Genomic DNA, 23,401 nt, shown 5'->3' on the forward strand with positions numbered 1-23,401 from the left:
AATCTTTACATAAAAATATGTGAATATTTTACTCAAATATTATTTTGGAACAACTATATCACTACGACATTCTATTACCGTATGCACATTTCCACGCGGGTTAAAATCCCCTACAACTTTAATCCATTTTGGTTTTAATTTATCTTTTAAAGTATTATAAATTTCATTGATACTTGCTTCATGTGAAACATTTCTATACATAAAAGTATTGATATAAAGCTTTATCGCCTTAAGCTCAACCACAAATTTATCAGGCATATATTCAAGATAAATCGTTGCAAAGTCAGGATAACCCGAACGCGGACAAGTACACATAAATTCAGGCAAAGTGATTTTAATGATATAGTCATTTTTCGCATCATTTGGCCAAATTTCCATATTTTCTACATCAAATTCTTTGATTTCTTTTTCACCATAACGCATAGATTTTCCTTAAAAATTTAAATTTCGAGCAAAAATTATAACAAAATAAGTTTTTAAAACGATTATGATACAGATAAGAAAATGCAATTTTATTGCAACTCACCCCTAGCAAGAGTGAGTTAGCAATAAATTGAAGGCAGTTCAAGCCTAAGCCTAGTATTACAAGACTACCAAGATAGGCTTGTAAAGCAAGGCTTGCTCCCTTTAAGGGAGCAAAAAACAATATTTTATAGAATACTAAGCTTAAATTATTGTTTAAGCTGGATCAAGGTTTGAAGCATTTGATCACTCGTTGAAATGGTTTTAGAGTTTGCTTGATAACCCCTTTGAATGATGATAAGTTCAGTTAAAGAACGGCTTAAATCCACATTTGACATTTCAAGAGCTGAGGTTTTCATCTCACCACGACCACCTGTTCCTGCTTCACCTACTACTATAGAACCACTATTTGCAGTGACTTTGAAAAGATTTCCACCTATTTCTTCAAGACCTGAGTTATTAGCCACTGAAGCCATAGCTATTTTTGCTACTGCAAAAGTTTTACCATTGGTAAATTCGCCTAAGATATTACCTTTATCATCAACGCGGATTGCATCAGGTTTTAAGTTTCCTGAAGTATAACCATCAGTTGCTTGAGAAGTTAAAGTTGAAGCTGAATTTGAACTCACAAGGCCGTCATTACTTCCGCTTGTTCCGAAAGAAAGTTTGATTTGTTGATTTGGTGCGGCACCATTGTTTGGTGAGAAATTTATAGTTCTTGGAGTGTAGTTTGATAAAGATCCATCATTATTAAATCTTGCACTACCTACTATAATATTGTTCGGACCTTCTCCTGTAGTGTTAATCTCTGCAGGTTCAGGCACACGGATAATCATTTGCCATTCATTACCCCCATCTTGAGTGGTGCTTTGTTTGACAAACTGCACTTCTAAAGTATGTTTTGAACCCAAAGAGTCATAAATTTCAAGTCCAGCTGAAAAAGCAGAAAGTTTTAAAAGTTCACTTTGTTTAACTTGATTTCCTGCAGGAAAAGAACCATCAAGACCTTTAAAGATCTTTGTAAAAGCATCATTGGTACTTACAGTGCCTTTCTCGTCTGTATAAGCAGTAATATTAAAATTCATGTTATGAGCGTTAAAGGTTAATGCTCCTTGTGTATTTGTAAGAGCTGGACTGGTTTTAGTTTCATTGACATTAGTTATAGAAAAAGCCCCTGAAGAATTTACCACCACTTTTACATTTTCATTTACATCTGCTGCAGCAAAAGAACCACTTCCATCATAATCAACCCCATATCTTGCATCTCTTTGTAAAAGCTCTCTTAAATCCTCAGTAGTATGAAAAGTCCTTACATTGGTATTTAACAAAGATCCATTCATCACTGCATTATAATAATTTTGTGAACCCACACTAGCTGTATCTGTACCATTCCAAGTAGTATTTCCACCATTTGTTGTTCCTTGAATATAGGAATAACCTCCATCAGGATTATACATAGGAGGAAGAGTTTGGGCTGAAGAACTATAAATATATTTATGAGCAGTGATAATTTGTTTATTTGTTTCTCCACCTGTTTTTATTTTCCCAGCATTTTGACCTGTATCCATTTCAGTAGCTGTCCATAAAGTTTTATTGCCCTCTTTTTTATTTTCATATTTACTAAAACTGCTACTATTATCATCCCATGTAACAGTCCAAATTTCACCTGCAGTATTGTCAGCATTTACTACAAGATTGATATTTTTCATACTATCTGTGGTACCATCAGAATTTGTATTGACAAAATCAATTCCACTTCCATCTTTATTTTTAACCGCTTTTACTCCAGTTCCTGTTCTTGTGTCATTAGAAGCTGTAAAAGTATTAATATAAGTTATAGCTTCATCTATACTTGTTATATTTTCATTTTCTATTTTAACACCATTTAGAACTATGCTTAATTTTGTTTTTTGATTGTCATTTCCCCAAAAAGCTGCAGTTTGATTTTGATGCAAATTTGAATCAAAAGCATTTAAACCTGCCTGATTAGTTGAATACTTTGCATCTGAATACGAAACCCAAATTCCTTGTCCATCTCTTAGATTAAGCCCTTGACCATTAGAATTAAATAAAGAAGCCGCATCCACACCTTTTTCAGTTACTTCAACTGAATTTTTAGAAGTAGTATAAAACTGAGTTGTTCCTGTATCGTTTTCATCTTTAGTTTCACTTGTTTTTACATTATATCCATGAACAGAATCAAGTGCATATAAAGGGGTGCTAGCTGTGCCTATACTAAGCCCACTATTTAAATTTGCTTTTATTGCCACTTCGGTTGATTGTGCTGCAGGGATATGCATACCTGGATCGATGAAAATATTTTGTGGGCTTCTTGAACTATCTATACTTTGAGTACCCCAGTCTATATTCCATCCTTGAACCACAAAGCCTGCATTATTTACAAAATTTCCATAAGCATCAAGCTTAAAGTCCCCACTTCTTGTAAGATAGTTTGTAAGACCCCCATCATCACTTACCATAAAAAAACCATCACCATTGATAGCAACGTCAGTGTTTTTATCTGTAGTTTGAACTGAACCTTGAGAGTGAATTCTAGTTGTAGAACTTACTGAAACACCAAGACCGATTTGAAGTGGGTTTGATCCACCTCTTCCGTCAGTTGGCGCTGTAGCGATTTTCACAGTTTGGCTAAACATAGTCCCAAAATCTGCACGAGAGTATTTAAAACCAGTGGTATTAACATTTGAAATGTTATTACCTTCAACATCCATCGCAACTTGATGTGCTTGTAGTCCGCTTACGCCAGACCAAAGTGATCTCATCATCTTAAATCCTTTATAAAATATTGCTTTAAATTTTAACGCTTTGGCTTTAAAAAACTTTTGCGTTTTATGTGAATTTTTACAAGCAAGTTCTGTTCCAACTTTTAAAATTTTTTAGGAAATTTTATAAAAAATATAGAAAAAATTTAAAGGTATTTTAGGAGTTTATGAAGCTTTGGACTTTTATGTAATGAAAATTACCAAAATCATACCCTAACTCTTAAATTTGCTGCATGGGTTAAAGCCACTGCGATAGCATCTGTGATATCTAAAGGCTTGATATCTTTACTAAGTCCTAAAAGTCTTTTTACCATAAAAGCAACTTGTTCTTTGGTTGCTTTAGCTTTTCCTGTAACGGCTTTTTTCACTTGTAAGGGAGTGTATTCTGCAAAATCTCCATGAATTTGAAGAATTTTTAAAGATAGAGCTCCACGAAATTGTGCGAGTTTTAAAACGGTCTTTGGATTGTAAGCAAAAAAGATATCTTCTATGGCTACCTCATCAAAAGAATGGTTTTTAAAAATTAAATCCAAACCCTCACAAAGCTCTGTGATTTGATACTGTAAGGTACTCGGCTTTATCTTTATAAGTCCTGCTTCTATGAGAATGTTTTTTCCTTTGTTGGCTTCTATGATAGCATAACCGCAATTTCTCGAACCTGGATCTATACCTAAAATTTTCAAATTCATACCTTTTGAAAAATAAAATACAAAAGCGGATTTTAACCTTTTTTTATGAAATTTAAGATAAAATTTATACATTATGCAAAATTTAAAGAGAGATTATGAATCCAAGCCAAATACTTGAAAATTTAAAAAAAGAATTAAGCGAAAATGAATACGAAAACTACCTATCAAATTTAAAATTCAACGAAAAGCAAAGCAAAGCAGATCTTTTGGTTTTTAACGCTCCAAATGAACTCATGGCTAAATTCATACAAACAAAATACGGCAAAAAAATTGCGCATTTTTATGAAGTGCAAAGCGGAAATAAAGCTATCATAAACATACAAGCACAAAGTGCTAAACAAAGTAACAAAAGCACAAAAATCGACATAGCTCATATAAAGGCACAAAGCACGATTTTAAATCCTTCTTTTACTTTTGAAAGTTTTGTTGTGGGGGATTCTAACAAATACGCTTATGGAGCATGTAAAGCTATAACACATAAAGACAAGCTTGGAAAACTTTATAATCCTATCTTTGTTTATGGGCCTACAGGACTTGGAAAAACACATTTACTTCAAGCAGTTGGAAATGCAAGCTTAGAAATGGGAAAAAAAGTTATTTACGCTACCAGTGAAAATTTTATCAATGATTTTACTTCAAATTTAAAAAGTGGCTCTTTAGATAAATTTCATGAAAAGTATAGAAACTGCGATGTTTTGCTTATAGATGATGTGCAGTTTTTAGGAAAAACCGATAAAATTCAAGAAGAATTTTTCTTTATATTTAATGAAATCAAAAATAACGATGGACAAATCATCATGACTTCAGACAATCCACCCAACATGCTAAAAGGTATAACCGAACGCTTAAAAAGTCGTTTTGCACATGGGATCATAGCTGATATAACTCCACCTCAACTAGATACAAAAATAGCCATCATAAGAAAAAAATGTGAATTTAATGATATCAATCTTTCTAATGATATCATAAACTATATCGCCACTTCTTTAGGGGATAATATAAGAGAAATCGAAGGTATCATTATAAGTTTAAATGCTTATGCAACCATACTAGGACAAGAAATCACACTCGAACTTGCCAAAAGTGTGATGAAAGATCATATCAAAGAAAAGAAAGAAAATATCACTATAGATGACATTTTATCTTTGGTATGTAAGGAATTTAACATCAAACCAAGTGATGTGAAATCCAATAAAAAAACTCAAAATATAGTCACAGCAAGACGCATTGTGATTTACCTAGCTAGGATACTTACAGCTTTGACTATGCCACAACTTGCAAATTATTTTGAAATGAAAGATCACACGGCTATTTCACATAATGTTAAAAAAATCACAGAAATGATAGAAAATGATGCTTCTTTAAAAGCAAAAATCGAAGAACTTAAAAACAAAATTCTTGTTAAAAGTCAAAGTTAAGTGAAAGGATGTGAAAAATAAATTCTAGGGTGTGAAAAAAAGAAATTAAGCAAAGTATGATAAAATACAAATTTGATTATTTTGCTTTGAAGAATTTCACAATTTCAACAAGCTTATTATTACAACGAATTTAAAATTAAAATAAACCAAGGAGAAAAAATGAAGTTAAGTATCAATAAAAATACTTTAGAATCTGCAGTGATTTTATGTAATGCTTATGTAGAAAAAAAAGACTCAAGCACCATTACTTCTCATCTTTTTTTTCATGCTGATGAAGATAAACTTCTTATTAGAGCTAGTGATTATGAAATAGGTATCAACTATAAAATAAAAAAAATCCGCGTAGAATCAAGTGGTTTTGCTACTGCAAACGCAAAAAGTATTGCAGATGTTATTAAAAGCTTAAATAATGAAGAAGTTGTTTTAGAAACCATTGATAATTTCTTATTTATAAGACAAAAAAGCACAAAATACAAACTTCCTATGTTTAATCATGAAGATTTTCCAAATTTTCCAAATACAGAAGGAAAAAACCAATTTGACATTGATTCAAGTGACTTAAGTCGTTCTCTTAAAAAGATATTACCAAGTATTGATACAAACAATCCAAAATACTCCTTAAATGGTGCATTTTTAGATATAAAAACAGATAAAATTAACTTCGTAGGAACTGATACAAAACGCCTTGCAATCTATACTTTAGAAAAAGCAAATAATCAAGAATTTAGTTTTAGTATCCCTAAAAAGGCTATCATGGAAATGCAAAAACTTTTCTATGAAAAAATAGAAATTTTTTATGATCAAAATATGCTTATCGCTAAAAATGAAAATTTCGAATTCTTTACAAAACTTATTAACGATAAATTTCCAGATTATGAAAAAGTTATACCAAAAACTTTCAAACAAGAACTCAGTTTTTCAACTGAAGATTTTATAGATAGTCTTAAAAAAATCAGCGTTGTAACTGAAAAAATGAAACTTCATTTTAACAAAGATAAAATCATCTTTGAAGGTATAAGTTTAGACAATATGGAAGCAAAAACAGAGCTTGAAATTCAAACAGGAGTAAGTGAAGAATTTAATCTTACTATAAAAATCAAATATTTACTTGATTTCTTAACTTCTATAGAAGAAGAAAAATTCACTTTAAGTGTAAATGAACCTAATTCAGCATTTATAGTCAAATCCCAAGGACTATCAATGATTATCATGCCTATGATTTTGTAATAAAACAAGTAAAAGATAAAGGAAAAATATGCAAGAAAATTACGGTGCGAGTAATATTAAAGTCCTAAAAGGCTTAGAAGCTGTTAGAAAACGCCCAGGTATGTATATAGGAGATACAAACATAGGCGGACTTCATCATATGATTTATGAAGTTGTGGATAATTCTATCGATGAAGCTATGGCAGGACATTGTGATACTATAGATGTAGAAATCACTACTGAAGGAAGCTGTATAATTAGTGATAATGGTCGTGGTATTCCTGTTGATATGCACCCAACTGAAAATATGCCAACTTTAACTGTTGTTTTAACTGTCCTTCATGCAGGGGGAAAATTCGATAAAGATACTTACAAAGTTTCAGGCGGTTTGCACGGTGTTGGGGTTTCGGTTGTAAATGCACTTTCTAAAAAACTTGTAGCTACAGTTGAAAGAAATGGAGAAATTTATCGTCAAGAATTTTCAGAAGGTAAAGTTATCAGTGAATTTGGTGTGATAGGAAAAAGTAAAAAAACAGGAACAACTATAGAATTTTGGCCTGATGATCAAATTTTTGAAGTAACTGAATTTGATTATGAAATTTTGGCTAAAAGATTTCGTGAACTTGCATACTTAAATCCAAAAATCACTATAAATTTTAAAGATAACCGCGTAGGCAAACATGAAAGTTTTCACTTTGAAGGTGGAATTTCTCAGTTTGTTACAGACTTAAATAAAAAAGAAGCTTTAACTAAAGCAATTTTCTTTAGCGTAGATGAAGAAGATGTGAATGTTGAAATAGCTTTGCTTTACAATGATACTTATAGTGAAAATTTACTCTCTTTTGTAAATAATATCAAAACCCCAGATGGTGGAACACACGAAGCTGGTTTTAGAATGGGCTTAACTCGTGTGATAAGTAACTATATAGAAGCAAATGCAAGTGCTAGAGAAAAGGATAATAAAATCACGGGTGAAGATGTGCGTGAAGGTTTGATCGCTGTTGTAAGTGTAAAGGTGCCTGAACCACAATTTGAAGGACAAACCAAAGGAAAACTTGGTTCAACTTATGTGCGTCCTATAGTTTCAAAAGCAAGTTTTGAGTATTTGACTAAATATTTTGAAGAAAATCCTATCGAAGCTAAAGCTATAATGAACAAAGCTTTAATGGCAGCACGTGGAAGAGAAGCAGCGAAAAAAGCTAGAGAATTAACGCGTAAAAAAGAAAGTTTAAGCGTAGGAACTTTACCAGGGAAATTAGCTGATTGTCAAAGTAAAGATCCAAGTGAAAGTGAAATTTATCTTGTGGAAGGGGATTCTGCAGGAGGTTCTGCAAAACAAGGTAGAGAAAGATCTTTCCAAGCTATACTGCCTTTGCGTGGTAAAATTTTAAATGTTGAAAAAGCAAGACTGGATAAAATTTTAAAATCTGAGCAAATTCAAAATATGATTACCGCTTTTGGCTGTGGTATAGGTGAAGATTTTGATCTTTCAAAACTTAGATATCATAAAATTATCATCATGACAGATGCGGATGTTGATGGATCACATATACAAACTTTGCTTTTAACTTTCTTCTTCCGTTTTATGAATGAACTTGTGGCAAATGGACATATTTATTTAGCACAACCACCTTTATATCTTTATAAAAAAGCTAAAAAGCAAATTTATTTAAAAGATGAAAAAGCTTTGAGTGAATACCTGATAGAAACGGGAATAGAAGGTTTAAACTATGAAGGTATAGGAATGAATGATTTAAAAGATTATTTAAAAATCGTCGCAGCTTATCGTGTGATTTTAAAAGATCTTGAAAAGCGTTTTAATGTAATTTCTGTAATACGCTATATGATAGAAAATTCAAATTTAGTCAAAGGAAATAATGAAGAATTATTTAGTGCAATCAAACAATTTTTAGAAACACAAGGACACAATATCTTAAATCATTATATCAATGAAAATGAAATTCGAGCTTTCGTTCAAACTCAAAATGGCTTAGAAGAACTTGTGATCAACGAAGAACTTTTCACTCATCCATTATATGAAGAAGCAAATTATATTTTTGATAAGATTAAAGACAGAGGCTTGAAATTTGATAAAGATATTTTAGAAGTTCTTGAAGATGTTGAAACCAATGCTAAAAAAGGCGCTACTATACAACGCTATAAAGGTTTAGGGGAAATGAATCCTGAGCAACTTTGGGAAACCACAATGGATCCAAGTGTAAGAAGACTTTTAAAAATTACTATTGAAGATGCACAAAGTGCAAATGATACCTTTAATCTCTTTATGGGTGATGAGGTTGAACCAAGACGCGATTATATCCAAGCACACGCTAAAGATGTAAAACATTTGGATGTGTAAATTTATCATTGAAGAAATGATTTCTTCAATGAGTTTTGTTTTGTAAGAGTATAGCTAGAGGAATTCTTCTTCTTGTATCGTATTTTTCTCCATAATATTTTTCAAGATAATTTAAAATTTTTTCTTCATCTTCAGGTTCTATTTCCCAAAGTCCTTCACTATCTTGCATCCATCTTATAGCTGCTAACCAAGCTTTTCTACTTGCGTGCATGTTGGTAATGAGATTGGATCCATGACAAGCTAAACAATTTGCTTCCACTAAAGGTGAATCAGGATCGATAATCAATCCTGTATCAGGGTTAATTTCAAGATTTTGAGCCCAACTTGCACTTAAAAACAATGCTAAGATCAATATAATTTTTTTCACCATACTTAAACTCCATAAACATTAACTCTATGGCATGCATTATTGATATATCCTCCTGGATTCCACTGTGCTAAAACCATAGGTTGACTGTTACCTTGACTATCGATAGCTCTTGCCCAAATTTCATAATATCCTTTTGTCGGTATTGATATTTGAGCACTCCATTTTTGCCATGCTAATCTATTTAATGGTTTTTCTACTTTTGCTTTAGTCCATGTTACGCCATAATCATTGCTTACATAAACTTCACTAACTTCAAGTTCGCCAGCCCAAGCTTTACCTCTAACTTCAAATTTTTTATTTGCTTTTATTTCAGAACCATTTTTGATATTGGTAATTACAGATCTTATAGGCATTGATTCTATGATTTTCATCTCGCCTTTATAGTTAAAATCTCCTGGTTTTACTGGATTTACAGGAACTTTATAAGAACCTTCCATTTTTTCACCATCATGAATTTTATTTCTTACTGAAATTTTATAAAGCCATTTACCGCTTGTACTTGCAGGATAACCACCGCAAACAAGTCTAAGCGGATAGCCATTAACTAAAGGAATATCTTTACCTTCATAAGCCCAAGCAATTAAAGTTTCATCTTGTAAAGCTTTAGAAATAGGAACCCCTCTACTAATAGGTGAAGTTTCTTCACCGTTTAATTTTGTATCTATACCATAATATCCGATATACACCGCATCATTTTTGATGCCACAATCTTTTAAAATATCTTTTAAACGCACTCCTGTCCATCTACCACAAGCTACTGCACCATAACCCCATTGAGTTCCTTTTGTGCTAGGTATAACTTCAGATCTACCATTTCCACCGCATTCAACTGTTAAGGCATAAGTATAGGTTTTAAATTTATTTTTTAAATCCTCTATGGTGTAAGATTTTTTATTGATAATACTTTCTCCATCGATTTCTAAAGTCCAACCTTTATGAAGTCTTTCTTTTATCGTTTCTAGGCTTGGTGGTAAGCCATTATTTCTAACAAAGAAATTTTCAGGTTTTGTAAAATCAGAATCAAGAGCATAAATTTCAGTTTCTGCTGTTAATGGTTTTTCACCATGATAGATAAGATCTTTTTTACCTTCTATTTTAAAATCAGGTAATTCTTTTGCCAAAGCCTTACTTCCTAAAAAATTCTCAAAAGAAAAATTTGACAATACACTAATGCCAAATAAACCAAGTCCTATATTTTTTAGAAAGTCTCTACGATTTTCTTTTTGATCGTTCTGTTTCATTGAAATATCCTTAAATATGTATATAATCTTTTATTTTATTATAAATTTTAAAAATTTAAATAATTAATTATATTAATTATTTAAATTAAAAAAATTAATTATTTTTATAATTTTACATATTAAATAAAATCATCATATGTTCGAGTTTTATTACATTTTAACTAAGTTTTTTCTACAATTAAATTTTTAAAATTATTTAAGGAATGATTTTGACTTTACTTACTAATCCTATCATTATCAGTGTTGTTTTGATGACTTTACTTTGTTTGCTTCGTTTTAATGTGCTTTTGAGTCTTTTGATTTCAGCTCTTGTTGCAGGTGTATTTTCTCATCTTGAACTCGTAGATACTATGAATATACTTATAAGCGGAATGAAAGAAAATTTAAAAACAGCTCTTAGCTATATACTCTTAGGAGCCATTGCCGCAGCGATTTCAAAGACAAATTTAACTGCATATTTGATTAAGATAGTAAGCCATTTTATATCTCATAAAAAATATTTATTGCTTTTGTTTATAGCTTTGATTTCTTGTTTTTCTCAAAATTTAATTCCTATTCATGTGGCTTTTATACCTTTGTTAATTCCACCTCTTTTAAGTCTTTTTAATAAACTTAAAATCGATCGTAGAGCGGTTGCTTGTGCTTTAACTTTTGGACTTACTACGCCTTATATGGTTTTGCCAGTAGGCTTTGGACTTACTTTTCAAGATCTTTTAAAAGATAATTTAAATGCAAATAATGTAAGTGTATCTTTAAATGATGTTACAAATACTATGTATTTTGCTGCTATTTGTATGATAACAGGACTTTTTCTAGCGCTTTTTGTGTTTTATCGTAAGCCAAGAGAATATCAAGAAGTAGAAATTGCTAAAGTAAATTTAGAAAATCTTGAAATGACTCGTAAGGAATGGGGCGTTTTAGCTGGGCTTGTTTTAACTTTAATTTTGCAAATTTTGACTATGAATTTACCTTTATCAGGGCTTTTGGGTTTTGTTTTAATGGTTATTTTGGGTGGAGTTGAATTTTCAAAAGTCAATGAAGTTTTTGATGATGGGCTTAAAATGATGGGTTTTATAGCTTTTGTTATCCTTGTTGCTGCAGGATATGGAGAAGTTTTAAAAGAAAGTGGATCAGTAGTAGAGCTTGTAAATTCAGTCGTTCCTTGGATGGAACAAAGTAAATTTTTAGCAGTATTTTTTATGCTTTTAATAGGACTTATCATCACTATGGGTATAGGTACTTCTTTTGGAACTATACCTATCATAGCTACGCTTTTTTGTCCTATTTGTTTGGAACTTGGTTTTAGTACAGCACTTATTATATTTATCTTAGGAGTAGCAGGAGCTTTAGGAGATGCAGGAAGTCCAGCTAGTGAAACAACCATGGGAACTACTGTAGGATTAAATGCTGATAAACAACACGATCACATTAAAGATACTTGCATACCAACTTTTATTTTTTATAATGGCCCATTATTGATTTTAGGTAGTATTATCGCCATGTTTTTATAATTTTTACAAATCTATCAAAATATTTTTTAATTTATTTATTTTTAAGATAAAAATTATATCGATTTTAAAAAAATATATGCTATAATCCTTTATAAAGCTAACAAAATTTAAATCAGTCTTATAAGGAGAGCAGAATGGATTTAGAAAATATCCTAGAAAATAATCAAAGCATAGGTTTATATCACCCAAAGAACGAACATGATGCCTGCGGTATCGCTGCAATTGCTAATATACGCGGTATTGCCTCTTATAAGGTTATTTGTGATGCTTTAGAAATTTTGATGAATCTTGAACACCGAGGTGGTGCAGGAGCTGAAGAAAATTCAGGTGATGGGGCAGGGATTTTGATCCAAATTCCACATGATTTTTTTAAAACTCAAGAATTGGGTTTTGAACTTCCTAAAAAGGGTGATTATGGTGTAGCACAGATGTTTTTATCACCCAATACTGATGCAAAAGAAGAAGCAAAAGAAATATTTTTACAAGGTTTAAAGGATAAAAAACTTGAATTTTTAGGTTTTAGAGAAGTGCCTTTTAATCCTAGCGATATAGGTGCAAGTGCTTTAAAAGCTATGCCTTATTTTTTACAAGCCTTTGTGAAAAAACCAAGTAAAATAAGTGCAGGACTTGAGTTTGAAAGAGTGCTTTATAGTACGCGTCGACTTATAGAAAAAAGAGCTATTAATGTGCCAAAATTTTATTTTTCAAGTTTTTCTTCACGCACCATAGTTTATAAAGGAATGCTTCTTTCAACTCAATTGAGCGATTTTTATCTTGATTTTAAAGATGTCAATATGAAATCAGCCATTGCTTTGGTGCATTCTCGCTTTTCGACTAATACTTTCCCAAGTTGGGAAAGAGCCCATCCAAACCGTTATATGGTGCATAATGGAGAGATTAATACCATACGCGGAAATGTTGATAGCATAAGAGCTAGAGAAGGCTTGATGCAAAGTGAGTATTTTGAAAATTTAGATGAAATTTTTCCCATCATAGCTAAACCTAGCAGTGATTCTGCAATGTTTGATAATACTTTAGAATTTTTAGCTCTAAATGGTCGCACTTTAGAAGAAGCTTTTATGATGATGGTGCCAGAACCTTGGCATAAAAATGAAAATATGGAAAGCAAAAAGCGTGCTTTTTATGAGTATCATTCTTTATTGATGGAGCCTTGGGATGGACCTGCTGCTATAGTTTTTACTGATGGAGTGATTATGGGGGCGAGTTTGGATAGAAATGGTTTTCGTCCTTCAAGGTATTATCTTACAAAAGATGATATGCTCATACTTTCAAGTGAAACAGGGGCTTTAAAACTTGATGAAAAAAATATCAAAGCTAAAAAACGCTTAGAACCTGGAAAACTTTTACTCGTTGATACAGCAAGAGGTAGGGTTATAGCTGATAATGAAATCAAAGAGCATTATGCTAATGCTAAGCCTTATAAAAAATGGCTTAAAAATTTAGTTGAACTTGAAAAACAAAAAAGCGGAGTTTATAAACATCAGTTTTTAAAAGAAGATGAGGTTTTAAAACTCCAAAAAGCTTTTGGTTGGAGTTATGATGAGCTTAAAATGAGTGTGGCTGCTATGGCTCAAAATGGTAAAGAAGCTATAGCAGCTATGGGTGTAGATACTCCTTTGGCTATACTTTCTAAAACTTATCAACCTTTGTATAATTATTTTAAACAACTTTTTGCACAAGTAACTAACCCTCCTCTTGATGCCATAAGAGAAGAGATCGTTACTTCTACAAGGATTTATCTAGGAAGTGAAGGCAATTTATTAAAACCCGATGAAAACAATGCAAAACGTGTAAAAATAGCCTTGCCTGTGATAAGTAATGAAGAACTTTTTGAAGTTAAGGCTTTAAATAAATTTCAAGTTAAAGAATTTTCTATACTTTATGATTATTCTAAAAAAACTTTAGAAAAGGCTTTAGATGAACTTTGTGTTAAGATAGAAGATGAGGTTAAAAAAGGTGTTTCTATTATCATTTTAAGCGATAAAGGAGTGGATGAAAAAAACGCTTATATCCCCGCTTTGCTTGCTGTTTCTGGAGTGCATAATCATCTAGTAAGAAAAAATTTAAGAACACACACAAGTCTTATCATCGAAAGTGGTGAACCTAGAGAAATTCATCATTTTGCATGTCTTTTAGGCTATGGTGCGACTGTTATTAATCCTTATTTGGTTTATGAGAGCATACAAAAACTCATTGCCAATAAAGATTTAAATTTAAGTTATGAAAAGGCGGTAGAAAATTTCATCAAGGCAAGTTCAAGTGGCATAGTCAAAATTGCTTCTAAAATGGGAGTTTCTACCTTGCAAAGTTATAATGGCTCTGCACTTTTTGAATGTCTGGGCTTAAGCTCTAAGGTGATTGATAAATACTTCACTTCTACAACTTCACGCATTGAAGGTATGGATTTAGAAGATTTTGAAAAAGAGCTCATTGCTTTACACAAATATGCTTTTAACGATACACATAAGGCTTTAGATTCTAAAGGAATTCATGGTTTTAGAAGTGCTAAAGAAGAACATTTAATCGATCCGCTTGTGATTTTTAATCTTCAGCAAGCCTGCCGCAACAAAGACTATAAAAGCTTTAAAAAATACTCGGCTTTAGTAGATGAAAAACAAGTTAATTTGCGTTCTTTGATGGAATTTGATTTTAGTGAAGCTATCAGTATAGATAAGGTTGAAAGCGTAGAAAGTATAGTTAAACGCTTTAGAACAGGAGCGATGAGTTATGGTTCTATTTCTAAAGAAGCACACGAGTGTTTAGCACAGGCTATGAATAAAATAGGTGCTAAATCAAATTCAGGTGAAGGTGGCGAGGATGAAGAACGCTATGAAATCAAAGAGGGTGTGGATAAAAACTCAGCCATTAAGCAAGTAGCAAGTGGGCGTTTTGGCGTGGATTTAAACTACTTAAGTCATGCAAAAGAAATTCAAATCAAAGTCGCTCAAGGCGCAAAACCAGGTGAAGGCGGACAATTAATGGGCTTTAAAGTCTATCCTTGGATAGCTAAGGCTAGACATTCTACTGCAGGTGTGACGCTTATTTCCCCACCTCCTCATCATGATATTTATTCTATAGAAGATTTAGCTCAACTTATTTATGACCTAAAAAATGCTAACAAAGACGCTAAAATTTCAGTAAAACTTGTAAGCGAAAATGGCATAGGAACGGTTGCTGCAGGTGTGGCTAAGGCAGGAGCGAATTTAATCCTTGTTTCAGGTTATGATGGAGGTACAGGTGCAAGTCCTAGAACTTCTATACCGCATGCAGGAATTCCTTGGGAGTTAGGTTTGGCTGAAACACATCAAACTTTGATTTTAAATAAGCTTAGAGATAGGGTAAGATTAGAAACTGATGGAAAGCTTATGAATGGGCGTGATTTAGCCATAGCGGCACTTTTAGGAGCTGAAGAATTTGGTTTTGCAACCGCGCCTTTGATTGTTTTAGGTTGTACGATGATGAGAGTTTGTCATCTAAATACCTGTCCTTTTGGTATAGCTACTCAAGATATAGAACTTAGAGATCGTTTCAAAGGCAAAGTGGATGATGTGATTAATTTCATGTATTTTATAGCCGAGGAACTTAGAGAATACATGGCAAGGCTTGGTTTTGAACGCCTAGATGATATGATAGGTCGTGTGGATAAACTCCGCCAAAAAAGTGTGCAAGGTAAAGCAGGAAAGCTAAATTTAGATAAAATTTTAAAATCCTTGCCTACTTATAATAGAACTGCTGTGCATTTTAAAGATTATAAAGACAATAAACTTGAAAAAACGATTGATTATAGAATTTTACTACCACTTTGTAAAAATGCTGTGGAGAAAAAAGAGCCTATCAAACTTTCTTTAGAAGTAGGAAATCAAAGTCGTACTTTTGCAACTATGCTTTCAAGTGAAATTTTAAAAACTTATGGAAAAGATGCTTTAGATGAAGATAGTATCCATATCAAAGCTATAGGCAATGCAGGCAATAGCTTTGGAGCGTTTTTGTTAAAGGGCATTAAACTTGAGATTATAGGCGATAGCAATGATTATTTAGGCAAGGGTTTAAGTGGTGGTAAAATCATAGCAAAAATTTCAAATGAAGCTACTTTTTCGCCTGAAGAAAATATCATCGCAGGAAATGCTTGTTTATATGGAGCTACAAAAGGTGAAGTGTATTTAGATGGTATAGCAGGGGAAAGATTTTGTGTAAGAAATTCAGGAGCTTTAGCTGTGGTTTTAGGAACAGGCGTGCATGGTTGTGAATATATGACAGGTGGGCAAGTTGTAGTTCTTGGAGATGTGGGTGCGAATTTCGCTGCTGGTATGAGTGGGGGCGTTGTTTATATTTTTGGAAGACACAATGAAGCTCATGTAAATACCGAGCTTGTGGATATTAAAGATCTTAATGCTAAGGATGAAAAAGAATTAAAAGCTGTGATAGAAAAACATATCGCTTATACAGATTCTAAAAAGGCTAAAGATATTTTAGAAAAATTCGATAAAAAAGACTTTTTTAAAGTCATGCCAAGAGATTATGAAAAGATGTTAAAAATGCTTGATCTTTGTAAAAATGAAAAAGATCCAAATTTAGCAGCATTTTTGAAAATCACGCAAAAATAAGGAGTAAAAATGGGAAATGCAAGAGGTTTTTTAGACTTTAAAAGAATGGATTTTAAAAAAATTGCTCCTAAAGAAAGGATTTTAAATTACAAAGAATTTACTATACCTTTGGATAAAAAAGAACAAGAAATTCAGGGCGGACGATGTATGGATTGTGGTGTGGCCTTTTGTCATACGGGCGTGATGAGCGAAGGAAAAGATATAGGCTGTCCTTTAAACAATCTCATTCCTGAATGGAACGATCTTATTTATCATTCTTTATGGAAAGAAGCTTATGAAAGACTTGAACTTACTAATCCTTTTCCTGAATTTACCGGTCGTGTTTGCCCTGCTCCTTGTGAGGATTCTTGTGTGTGTGCGATAAATGGTACAAGTGTGAGTATCAAAAATAATGAATTATCCATTATAGAAAATGCTTTTAAAGAAAATTTAGTAAGAGTAAATAAACCTAAGCAATACAATGGCAAAAAAATCGCTATCATAGGAAGTGGACCCGCTGGACTTGCTTGTGCTAATACTTTAAATTCACTAGGTTATAAAGTAAGTGTTTTTGAAAGAAGCGATAAAATAGGCGGACTTTTGATGTATGGCATCCCTGATATGAAGCTTGATAAAAGTATAGTTCAAAGACGGGTGGATTTGCTTAAAAAAAGCGGGATTGAATTTAAAGTGAATGAAAATATAGACAGCAAAGATAAGGTTTCAAAACTTCTAAAAGAATTTGATGCTTTGGTGCTTTGTACAGGAGCAAGTAAGCCTATAGATCTTGATATAGAAGGTAGAAAGCTAAAAGGGGTTGAATTTGCCCTTGATTTTTTAACGCAAAATACCAAAACTTTGTTAAAAACAGGCAAGGGTGCAGATACGGCCAAAGGTAAAAATGTCTTGGTTATAGGAAGTGGGGATACAAGTGTGGATTGTATCGCTGTAGCGACAAGACAAGGGGCTAAATCTATAGTGCGTTTTGAAAGAAGTCCAAAAAGACCTTTGCAAAGAAGCCAAAACAATCCTTGGCCTTTAAAAGCTGACATTTTTACTACTGATTATGGTTTAGAAGAAGCCATTGCTGTATATGGCAAAGATCCTAGGGAATATCAAAAAATGACAAAGAAATTTTTAGGAAAAACTCATGTAGAAGGCGTTGAAGCAAATGATTTAAAACGCGAGTTTAAAGAAGGCAAAGCTATAAATGTCGAATTTTCAAATTCTAAAAAAACTTATAAAGCGGATTTAGTGCTTTTAGCTATGGGTTTTAGCGGGTGCGAAGAAGCTATCTCTAAAAATTTTGGAGTGAAATTAGATGAGAAAAACAACATAAGCACAGAAAATTTCCAAACCACTCATAAAAAAATCTTTGCTTGTGGAGATGCTAGAAAAGGACAATCTTTAGTTGTTTGGGCTATAAAAGATGGTATAGAATGTGCTTTGAGTTTGCATCAAAATTTAGCAAAATAATCATAAAAGTTTAAAACTTTTTCGGTGGAGTTTGCAAATTCCAAATTTAGCTATAAGTTCTTTATGAGCTTTTGTGCCATAGGCTTTGTTTTTTTCAAATTCATAACAAGGAAAGTCTTTAGCTAAGAAATTCATCACCCTATCTTTACTAACTTTTGCAAGTATGCTAGCTGCACTTACTTGCAAAATGCTAGTATCGGCTTTGATTTGTGTTTTTATCCCATTTATACCTAGGTTGGTCTTTCCATCATATAAGAAGTTATTTTCTGTTTTAAAATGCTTTTTTATAAGCTTTAAGCCTGTTTTTAAACAAGTGCTTAAGCCTAGTGCGTCGATTTGCTCTGAAGAAAAAGCAAGTATGAGATAGTTTGAATTTTTGATGATGATTTCATAAAGTTCTTCGCGTTTTTTTTCGCTTAGTTTTTTAGAATCACACAACCCATGAAGTTTTTTGTTCAGTTTGCAAGCTGCCATCATCATAGGACCTGCCAAAGCACCGCGTCCTGCTTCATCAATACCAATTAAATTTATGTCAAATTCGTTTAAAAGTTCTTTTGTGTCAAATAAAGTTTTCAAATTTTTCTAAAAAGAAGGGCAAAAATGCCCTTTTATTCTACTATGATATCATTTTTGATTTTTTCAAAAAGCTTATCACCTATGCCTTTAACTTTTTTAAGATCATCAATACTTGTAAAATTTGCTTCTTTGCGGTATTCTAAAATTGCTTTAGCCTTAGCTTCGCCAATACCATTTAAACTTTTTAATTCTTTTAGCGTTGCAGTGTTGATATTTACAGCACCAAAGAGAAAAGCCGTTAAAGCAAAAAATAAAAATAGTAATTTTTTCATTTTATTATCCTTTTATTAAAAAATAATTGTAATATTATCTTAAAAAGGATAAGAATTTCTTAACTTAACCCAAAAATTCGCGTTTAAAATACTCTTTTGGTGCTTTACATAAAGGACAGGCTGCTGGAGCTTTTTTACCACGATGTATATGTCCGCATACTTCACAAACCCATAATTCTTCTACTTCGCTATTAAAAAATTCTTCTTCTTCAAGCATTTTTTTAAGCGCTAGATATTCTCTTTCGTGTTCGATTTCTACTTTGCCAATAGCTGTAAATAATCTCGCTATAGCCTTTTTGCCTTCATCTTCAGCAATTTTTGCAAAATTTGGATACATAGTTGTGTGCTCATAGTTTTCACCTTCTGCAGCACTTACTAGATTTTTTGTAGTTACCTCTAAAGGTTTGCCATCAACGATTTCATGATAAGCTTTAAATTCTGCTCTTGCATGCCATTTTTCATTTTCAGCTGCTTCTCTAAAATGTCTAGCAACCGCGTGCCAACCTTCTTCTTCAGCTACATCAGCAAACAAATCGTATTTGTTTCTTGCCATAGATTCGCCTGCAAAAGCTTTCATCAAATTTACTGCAGTTAAATCTGTAGTGATACATTTCATTTCTTCACCACAACAACTAAGTTTACCACCGCCTACATTTTGAACTTCTACTTCATTGCCACATTTTTGGCATTTATAGGTTTCATATTGTCTCATTTTGACTCCTTTTTGATTATCAAAAAGCATTGTATTATAAAAAAATATTTTTGTCAATTAATAATTTTTATCATTTATGAAAATGTATATCAAAATAAATTTCACAAAAATTAAGCTTTGCTAAATATAATTTTAAAAAATTATTATCAGGAGTTACAATGAGAAGCGATGCGATAAAAAAAGGACATTTAAAAGCACCTAATCGTTCTTTACTTCGTGCTTGTGGTTTGAAAGATGAAGATTTTGACAAACCTTTTATAGGTGTAGCAAATAGCTATATAGACATAATCCCAGGGCATTATTTTTTAAATGATTATGCTAAAATCATTAAAGATGAGATACGCAAAAATGGTTGTGTGCCTTTTGAGTTTAATACCATAGGTGTAGATGATGGTATAGCTATGGGGCATGAAGGTATGCTTTATTCTTTACCAAGTCGTGAAATTATCGCAAATTCCATTGAAACAGTGATGAATGCTCATCAACTTGATGCTTTAATCTGTATCCCAAACTGCGATAAAATCACTCCTGGTATGTTAATGGGAGCTTTAAGGGTTAATGTTCCAACCATTTTTGTAAGTGGTGGGCCTATGGCTTCAGGAGTAACCAAAAAAGGAGAAAAGATCAGTCTTAGCTCTGTTTTTGAAGCTGTAGGGGCTTATGAAGCCAAAAAAATTAGCGAAGAAGAATTTAAAGACATAGAATGTTCAGCCTGTCCAAGTGGTGGATCTTGCTCGGGAATGTTTACGGCAAATTCCATGAATACCTTATGCGAAGCTATGGGTATAGCACTAGAAGGTAATGGAACCATTTTAGCTTTAAGCAAAGAAAGAGAAGAGCTTTTAAGAAAAGCAGCGCGTCGTATTTGTGAAATCGCCTTAGATGAGCGTTTTAAAATTCGCAATATCATCACTCAAAAAGCCGTGCGTAATGCTATGGTAGTAGATATGGCAATGGGTGGAAGTAGCAATACTGTTTTACACATGCTTGCCATTTCACGTGAAGCAGGGGTAGCACTAGATATTAAAGATTTAAATTTCATCTCAAGCAAAGTTGCACACATAGCAAAAATAGCCCCATCGCTAAATAGTGTTTATATGGATGATATCCACAAAGCAGGAGGTGTGAGTGCAGTTATGGCTGAAATTTCAAGCAGACAAGGACATATTTTAGAACTTGATGCACTGACTATCACAGGAGAAAGTCTCAAAGAACGCTTAAAAAATGCCAAAATCAAAGATGAAAATATCATTCGTAGAGTAGATAATGCTTACTCAAAAGTAGGTGGACTTGCTATTTTGTTTGGAAATTTAGCTGAGCAAGGTTGTGTTATAAAAACCGCAGGAATAGTTGGAAAAAGAAAATTTAAAGGCAAAGCTGTTTGTTTTAACTCTCAAGATGAAGCTATAAAAGGCATTATCAAAGGCAAGGTGCAAAAAGGAAATGTTTGTGTGATACGCTATGAAGGTCCAAAAGGTGGCCCTGGTATGCAAGAAATGTTAAGTCCTACTTCACTTTTAATGGGTATGGGTTTGGGCGCTGATGTAGCTTTAATCACCGATGGTCGTTTTAGCGGGGCTACAAGGGGTTTAAGCGTGGGTCATATTTCCCCTGAAGCAGCTGAAGGTGGTCTTATAGGACTTTTAAAAGATGGAGATGAAATAGAAATTGATGTAGATGCTTATACCATCCATGCAAATTTAAGCGAAGAAGAAATCGCTAAACGCAAAAAAGAATTTGTATTACCTCAAAAAGAAGTGCCTTCAAGATGGCTTAGAATGTATCAAAAACTTGTTAGCAATGCTAGTAAAGGTGCGGTTTTGGATATGGAATGAAAGGAAACCTTTCATTCTTCTATTTCTTTAGTTATACGATTTCTTATATCTCTACGAACTATTTCCATGCCCCACAGCCAAACAATATGTCCAAAAATTTCAGACAGGTGTTCATCAAAAGGAATTTCAGAAAGTGGTGGAACTTCTGCAATTAAAGGCATTACAATAACATGGGCAAAAAGATAAACAAAAAATCCAAAAACTGCACCTTGCCACATAGTAATACGGTGCCATTTTTCCGCTATCATACAATAAGCCACTCCAAAAACAATAGAAAAACCAACATGCACTATAAAAATTGACAAAGGCATTTGCATACCTGAAAACATATAAGTCCAATCAGTAGGTAAGCCTAGTTGTTCTAGAAAAATTTTAGGTGGAGTAACACGTTCTAAAGCATCTGCTGGCCAAAAAACATTGGGATTTCTTGGAGGAAAAGGTACTTCCCAACCCCATTTAACAATAGCTCCGAAAATACCCGCTAATATACCTATAAAAAAGGCTAAAGTATAGCGCTTTTGAAAGTATTTTTTCATAATAACTCCTTTATATTTTATACAAAATAAAATTTGAATTTATAATATTTTTGTTTAAAATATATTGAAAATAGGAGCATAAAAATCTTATTTAAATTTTAAAATACTCTCTTAAACTTTCACAAATTTCAAAAAAATTTACCCCATCTATAGTAGGATTTTCTTTAAAAAACTCATGCATTCCTAAAAAACCACTTTCAAGTTCTTTAGACTTTACACCATAGCTTATACTAAGTCCTGCTTCTATAAAAGCAGCGATTTTATCACAGTATTTAAGCGCCTTACCATCTATAGCACCAAATTCATTTTCATTAAAAGAGCTTAAACTTCCGCTACAAAGTTCTATTTTAGCATTTTTATAAGTGCGATTTTCAAACTCATTTTTTACAAAATTTGACTCATCATTTCTACCTTCTCTAATGCCTAAAATATAAGAAAACTCAGCCCTTAAACCCTCAGGAACGAAGGGTAAAATTCTTTCATTAATAAGTTTCATTTCATAATCATTTATAATATCATGAAGCCCATCAATGCCATATTTTACAGGGCTTATAATATCACGCGTTAAAGACTCTGGCAAATCATGAAACAAAGCACAATAAAAATTATTCTCAAGTCTTTTATCACAAGATTTGATTTTTAGTGAGTAAAAATATCCTAAAATCGCCACCACAAGCATATGTCCTAAAACCGCAGTTTCTGGTATGCGTGGAGTTTGAGCCCAACGCTTTTGAAAGCGAAGTCTTCCGCTAAGATCAATAATTTTTGCAATTTTTTGATTTAAAGCGATTTTTCTAGCTCCTATAAGCTCATAGTAATCTTCTAATTCTTCTTCAACTTTATTTTTTATCTCATCAATATCATTTAAAAAAGCTGAGGTTTGATAAACTATGTTAAATTCCCATCTTGTAGCAAAATACGAAGCTGCTTTTAAGATAAGCCTTTCTTTAGCGTAAGCATTGCCGTTTAAATACGCTTCAAAACGCTTTAAAAACTCTCCTTCTTCTATATCTTCTATCATAGGTTCGATTTTGCTTAAAACCCAAGCATTAACTTCAGCTTTTTTTTGACGCACGATTTCATGATACACATCAGGGCGTATATCGGTTACTACCACACGACTTAAAAACTCAAAAATTCCCCCTTCTATAATCACTCTCATATCCACATCTTTTTCCATTTTAGCGATAAAATATGCGATGATGAATTTATGAGCTTGTTTGTCAAGCTCAACCAAATTTGCCATTCTTGGATAATCATTCCAACGACTGATAGAAGCGGCTTTAAAAATGTGTTCTATGAGTTTTATGTTTATCATGCTTTTGCCTTTTTTGCAATTTAAATTTAAAAA

17 protein-coding genes are annotated in these 23,401 nt (G+C 32.5%); 7 read left to right on the top strand and 10 right to left on the bottom strand.

The genetic code is table 11. The annotated features are described in order from the left end of the window. Positions 1-39: 39 nt before the first annotated feature. From queF to ruvC, 3 genes are all read right to left on the bottom strand, one after another. Positions 40-423 carry a preQ(1) synthase gene (gene queF, locus AJN70_RS04420; protein ID WP_070209957.1) on the bottom strand — a complete coding sequence of 128 codons (384 nt, stop codon included), beginning with the start codon at positions 421-423 and terminating at the stop codon, positions 40-42. A gap of 248 nt (positions 424-671) precedes the next feature. Next, positions 672-3,248, bottom strand: coding sequence for a flagellar hook protein FlgE (gene flgE / locus AJN70_RS04430; protein ID WP_070295530.1), 2,577 nt, complete (start codon positions 3,246-3,248; stop codon positions 672-674). Positions 3,249-3,451: 203 nt separating this feature from the next. Further along, on the bottom strand, positions 3,452-3,934 hold the full coding sequence (gene ruvC, locus AJN70_RS04435; RefSeq protein WP_011050020.1) for a crossover junction endodeoxyribonuclease RuvC: 483 nt from the start codon (positions 3,932-3,934) through the stop codon (positions 3,452-3,454). A gap of 95 nt (positions 3,935-4,029) precedes the next feature. Here ruvC and dnaA point away from each other — a divergent pair, with 95 nt between their 5' ends. The 3 genes from dnaA to gyrB all read left to right on the top strand — a co-directional run bounded on the left by dnaA (position 4,030) and on the right by gyrB (position 8,917). Then, positions 4,030-5,352, top strand: a complete 1,323-nt coding sequence (gene dnaA, locus AJN70_RS04440) for a chromosomal replication initiator protein DnaA (RefSeq protein WP_070295531.1) — start codon at positions 4,030-4,032, stop codon at positions 5,350-5,352. A 159-nt stretch (positions 5,353-5,511) separates the two neighbouring features. Continuing rightward, the gene (gene dnaN / locus AJN70_RS04445) at positions 5,512-6,579 is read left to right on the top strand and encodes a DNA polymerase III subunit beta (RefSeq protein WP_002855594.1); all 1,068 of its coding nucleotides are present in this window, start codon (positions 5,512-5,514) and stop codon (positions 6,577-6,579) included. Positions 6,580-6,607: 28 nt separating this feature from the next. Then, positions 6,608-8,917 (top strand): DNA topoisomerase (ATP-hydrolyzing) subunit B, encoded by a 2,310-nt coding sequence (gene gyrB, locus AJN70_RS04450; protein ID WP_070295532.1) that lies wholly within the window; start codon positions 6,608-6,610, stop codon positions 8,915-8,917. A 25-nt stretch (positions 8,918-8,942) separates the two neighbouring features. On the opposite strand, the gene AJN70_RS04455 is transcribed toward gyrB, so the two are convergent. Together AJN70_RS04455 and AJN70_RS04460 are read right to left on the bottom strand one after the other, a co-directional pair. After that, the gene (locus tag AJN70_RS04455; RefSeq protein WP_002853099.1) at positions 8,943-9,284 is read right to left on the bottom strand and encodes a monoheme cytochrome C; all 342 of its coding nucleotides are present in this window, start codon (positions 9,282-9,284) and stop codon (positions 8,943-8,945) included. Positions 9,285-9,289: 5 nt separating this feature from the next. Further along, on the bottom strand, positions 9,290-10,528 hold the full coding sequence (locus AJN70_RS04460) for a sulfite oxidase (protein ID WP_070282614.1): 1,239 nt from the start codon (positions 10,526-10,528) through the stop codon (positions 9,290-9,292). 203 nt (positions 10,529-10,731) lie between these two features. Between AJN70_RS04460 and AJN70_RS04465 the strand changes: the two genes are divergently transcribed. The 3 genes from AJN70_RS04465 (at position 10,732) to AJN70_RS04475 (ending at position 18,119) form a co-directional block, all read left to right on the top strand. Continuing rightward, positions 10,732-12,039, top strand: a complete 1,308-nt coding sequence (locus AJN70_RS04465) for a Na+/H+ antiporter family protein (protein WP_070282612.1) — start codon at positions 10,732-10,734, stop codon at positions 12,037-12,039. A gap of 134 nt (positions 12,040-12,173) precedes the next feature. Continuing rightward, positions 12,174-16,664 carry a glutamate synthase large subunit gene (gene gltB / locus AJN70_RS04470; RefSeq protein WP_070295533.1) on the top strand — a complete coding sequence of 1,497 codons (4,491 nt, stop codon included), beginning with the start codon at positions 12,174-12,176 and terminating at the stop codon, positions 16,662-16,664. A 9-nt stretch (positions 16,665-16,673) separates the two neighbouring features. Then, positions 16,674-18,119 (top strand): glutamate synthase subunit beta, encoded by a 1,446-nt coding sequence (locus AJN70_RS04475; RefSeq protein ID WP_070295534.1) that lies wholly within the window; start codon positions 16,674-16,676, stop codon positions 18,117-18,119. Here AJN70_RS04475 and AJN70_RS04480 read toward each other — a convergent pair whose 3' ends face one another. From AJN70_RS04480 to AJN70_RS04490, 3 genes are all read right to left on the bottom strand, one after another. Further along, positions 18,120-18,695 carry a ribonuclease HII gene (locus tag AJN70_RS04480; protein ID WP_044778570.1) on the bottom strand — a complete coding sequence of 192 codons (576 nt, stop codon included), beginning with the start codon at positions 18,693-18,695 and terminating at the stop codon, positions 18,120-18,122. Between the two features lie 32 nt (positions 18,696-18,727). Next, positions 18,728-18,967: a ComEA family DNA-binding protein gene (locus AJN70_RS04485; protein ID WP_044778569.1), complete on the bottom strand. Its 240-nt coding sequence runs from the start codon at positions 18,965-18,967 to the stop codon at positions 18,728-18,730. 64 nt (positions 18,968-19,031) lie between these two features. After that, on the bottom strand, positions 19,032-19,679 hold the full coding sequence (locus AJN70_RS04490; RefSeq protein ID WP_002855562.1) for a ferritin family protein: 648 nt from the start codon (positions 19,677-19,679) through the stop codon (positions 19,032-19,034). Positions 19,680-19,837: 158 nt separating this feature from the next. On the opposite strand from AJN70_RS04490, the gene ilvD reads away from it, so the two are divergent. Beyond that, positions 19,838-21,514 (top strand): dihydroxy-acid dehydratase, encoded by a 1,677-nt coding sequence (gene ilvD / locus AJN70_RS04495; RefSeq protein ID WP_052949447.1) that lies wholly within the window; start codon positions 19,838-19,840, stop codon positions 21,512-21,514. 11 nt (positions 21,515-21,525) lie between these two features. Here ilvD and AJN70_RS04500 read toward each other — a convergent pair whose 3' ends face one another. Both AJN70_RS04500 and AJN70_RS04505 read right to left on the bottom strand, forming a co-directional pair. Then, positions 21,526-22,050, bottom strand: a complete 525-nt coding sequence (locus tag AJN70_RS04500; RefSeq protein WP_002860860.1) for a YagU family protein — start codon at positions 22,048-22,050, stop codon at positions 21,526-21,528. Between the two features lie 91 nt (positions 22,051-22,141). Continuing rightward, positions 22,142-23,368 carry an HD domain-containing protein gene (locus tag AJN70_RS04505; RefSeq protein ID WP_044779735.1) on the bottom strand — a complete coding sequence of 409 codons (1,227 nt, stop codon included), beginning with the start codon at positions 23,366-23,368 and terminating at the stop codon, positions 22,142-22,144. Positions 23,369-23,401: the final 33 nt, after the last annotated feature.

The sequence above is a fragment of the Campylobacter sp. BCW_4341 genome (assembly GCF_001764255.1).
In the GTDB taxonomy this organism is placed as follows: Bacteria; Campylobacterota; Campylobacteria; order Campylobacterales; family Campylobacteraceae; genus Campylobacter_D; species Campylobacter_D jejuni.

Bases quoted from the DNA above. Each gene is read 5' to 3' on its own strand.
- queF (WP_070209957.1), bottom strand. From the start codon at position 423: ATGCGTTATGGTGAAAAAGAAATCAAAGAATTTGATGTAGAAAATATG.
- flgE (WP_070295530.1), bottom strand. From the start codon at position 3,248: ATGATGAGATCACTTTGGTCTGGCGTAAGCGGACTACAAGCACATCAA.
- ruvC (WP_011050020.1), bottom strand. From the start codon at position 3,934: ATGAATTTGAAAATTTTAGGTATAGATCCAGGTTCGAGAAATTGCGGT.
- dnaA (WP_070295531.1), top strand. From the start codon at position 4,030: ATGAATCCAAGCCAAATACTTGAAAATTTAAAAAAAGAATTAAGCGAA.
- dnaN (WP_002855594.1), top strand. From the start codon at position 5,512: ATGAAGTTAAGTATCAATAAAAATACTTTAGAATCTGCAGTGATTTTA.
- gyrB (WP_070295532.1), top strand. From the start codon at position 6,608: ATGCAAGAAAATTACGGTGCGAGTAATATTAAAGTCCTAAAAGGCTTA.
- AJN70_RS04460 (WP_070282614.1), bottom strand. From the start codon at position 10,528: ATGAAACAGAACGATCAAAAAGAAAATCGTAGAGACTTTCTAAAAAAT.
- AJN70_RS04465 (WP_070282612.1), top strand. From the start codon at position 10,732: ATGATTTTGACTTTACTTACTAATCCTATCATTATCAGTGTTGTTTTG.
- gltB (WP_070295533.1), top strand. From the start codon at position 12,174: ATGGATTTAGAAAATATCCTAGAAAATAATCAAAGCATAGGTTTATAT.
- AJN70_RS04475 (WP_070295534.1), top strand. From the start codon at position 16,674: ATGGGAAATGCAAGAGGTTTTTTAGACTTTAAAAGAATGGATTTTAAA.
- AJN70_RS04485 (WP_044778569.1), bottom strand. From the start codon at position 18,967: ATGAAAAAATTACTATTTTTATTTTTTGCTTTAACGGCTTTTCTCTTT.
- AJN70_RS04490 (WP_002855562.1), bottom strand. From the start codon at position 19,679: ATGAGACAATATGAAACCTATAAATGCCAAAAATGTGGCAATGAAGTA.
- ilvD (WP_052949447.1), top strand. From the start codon at position 19,838: ATGAGAAGCGATGCGATAAAAAAAGGACATTTAAAAGCACCTAATCGT.
- AJN70_RS04500 (WP_002860860.1), bottom strand. From the start codon at position 22,050: ATGAAAAAATACTTTCAAAAGCGCTATACTTTAGCCTTTTTTATAGGT.
- AJN70_RS04505 (WP_044779735.1), bottom strand. From the start codon at position 23,368: ATGATAAACATAAAACTCATAGAACACATTTTTAAAGCCGCTTCTATC.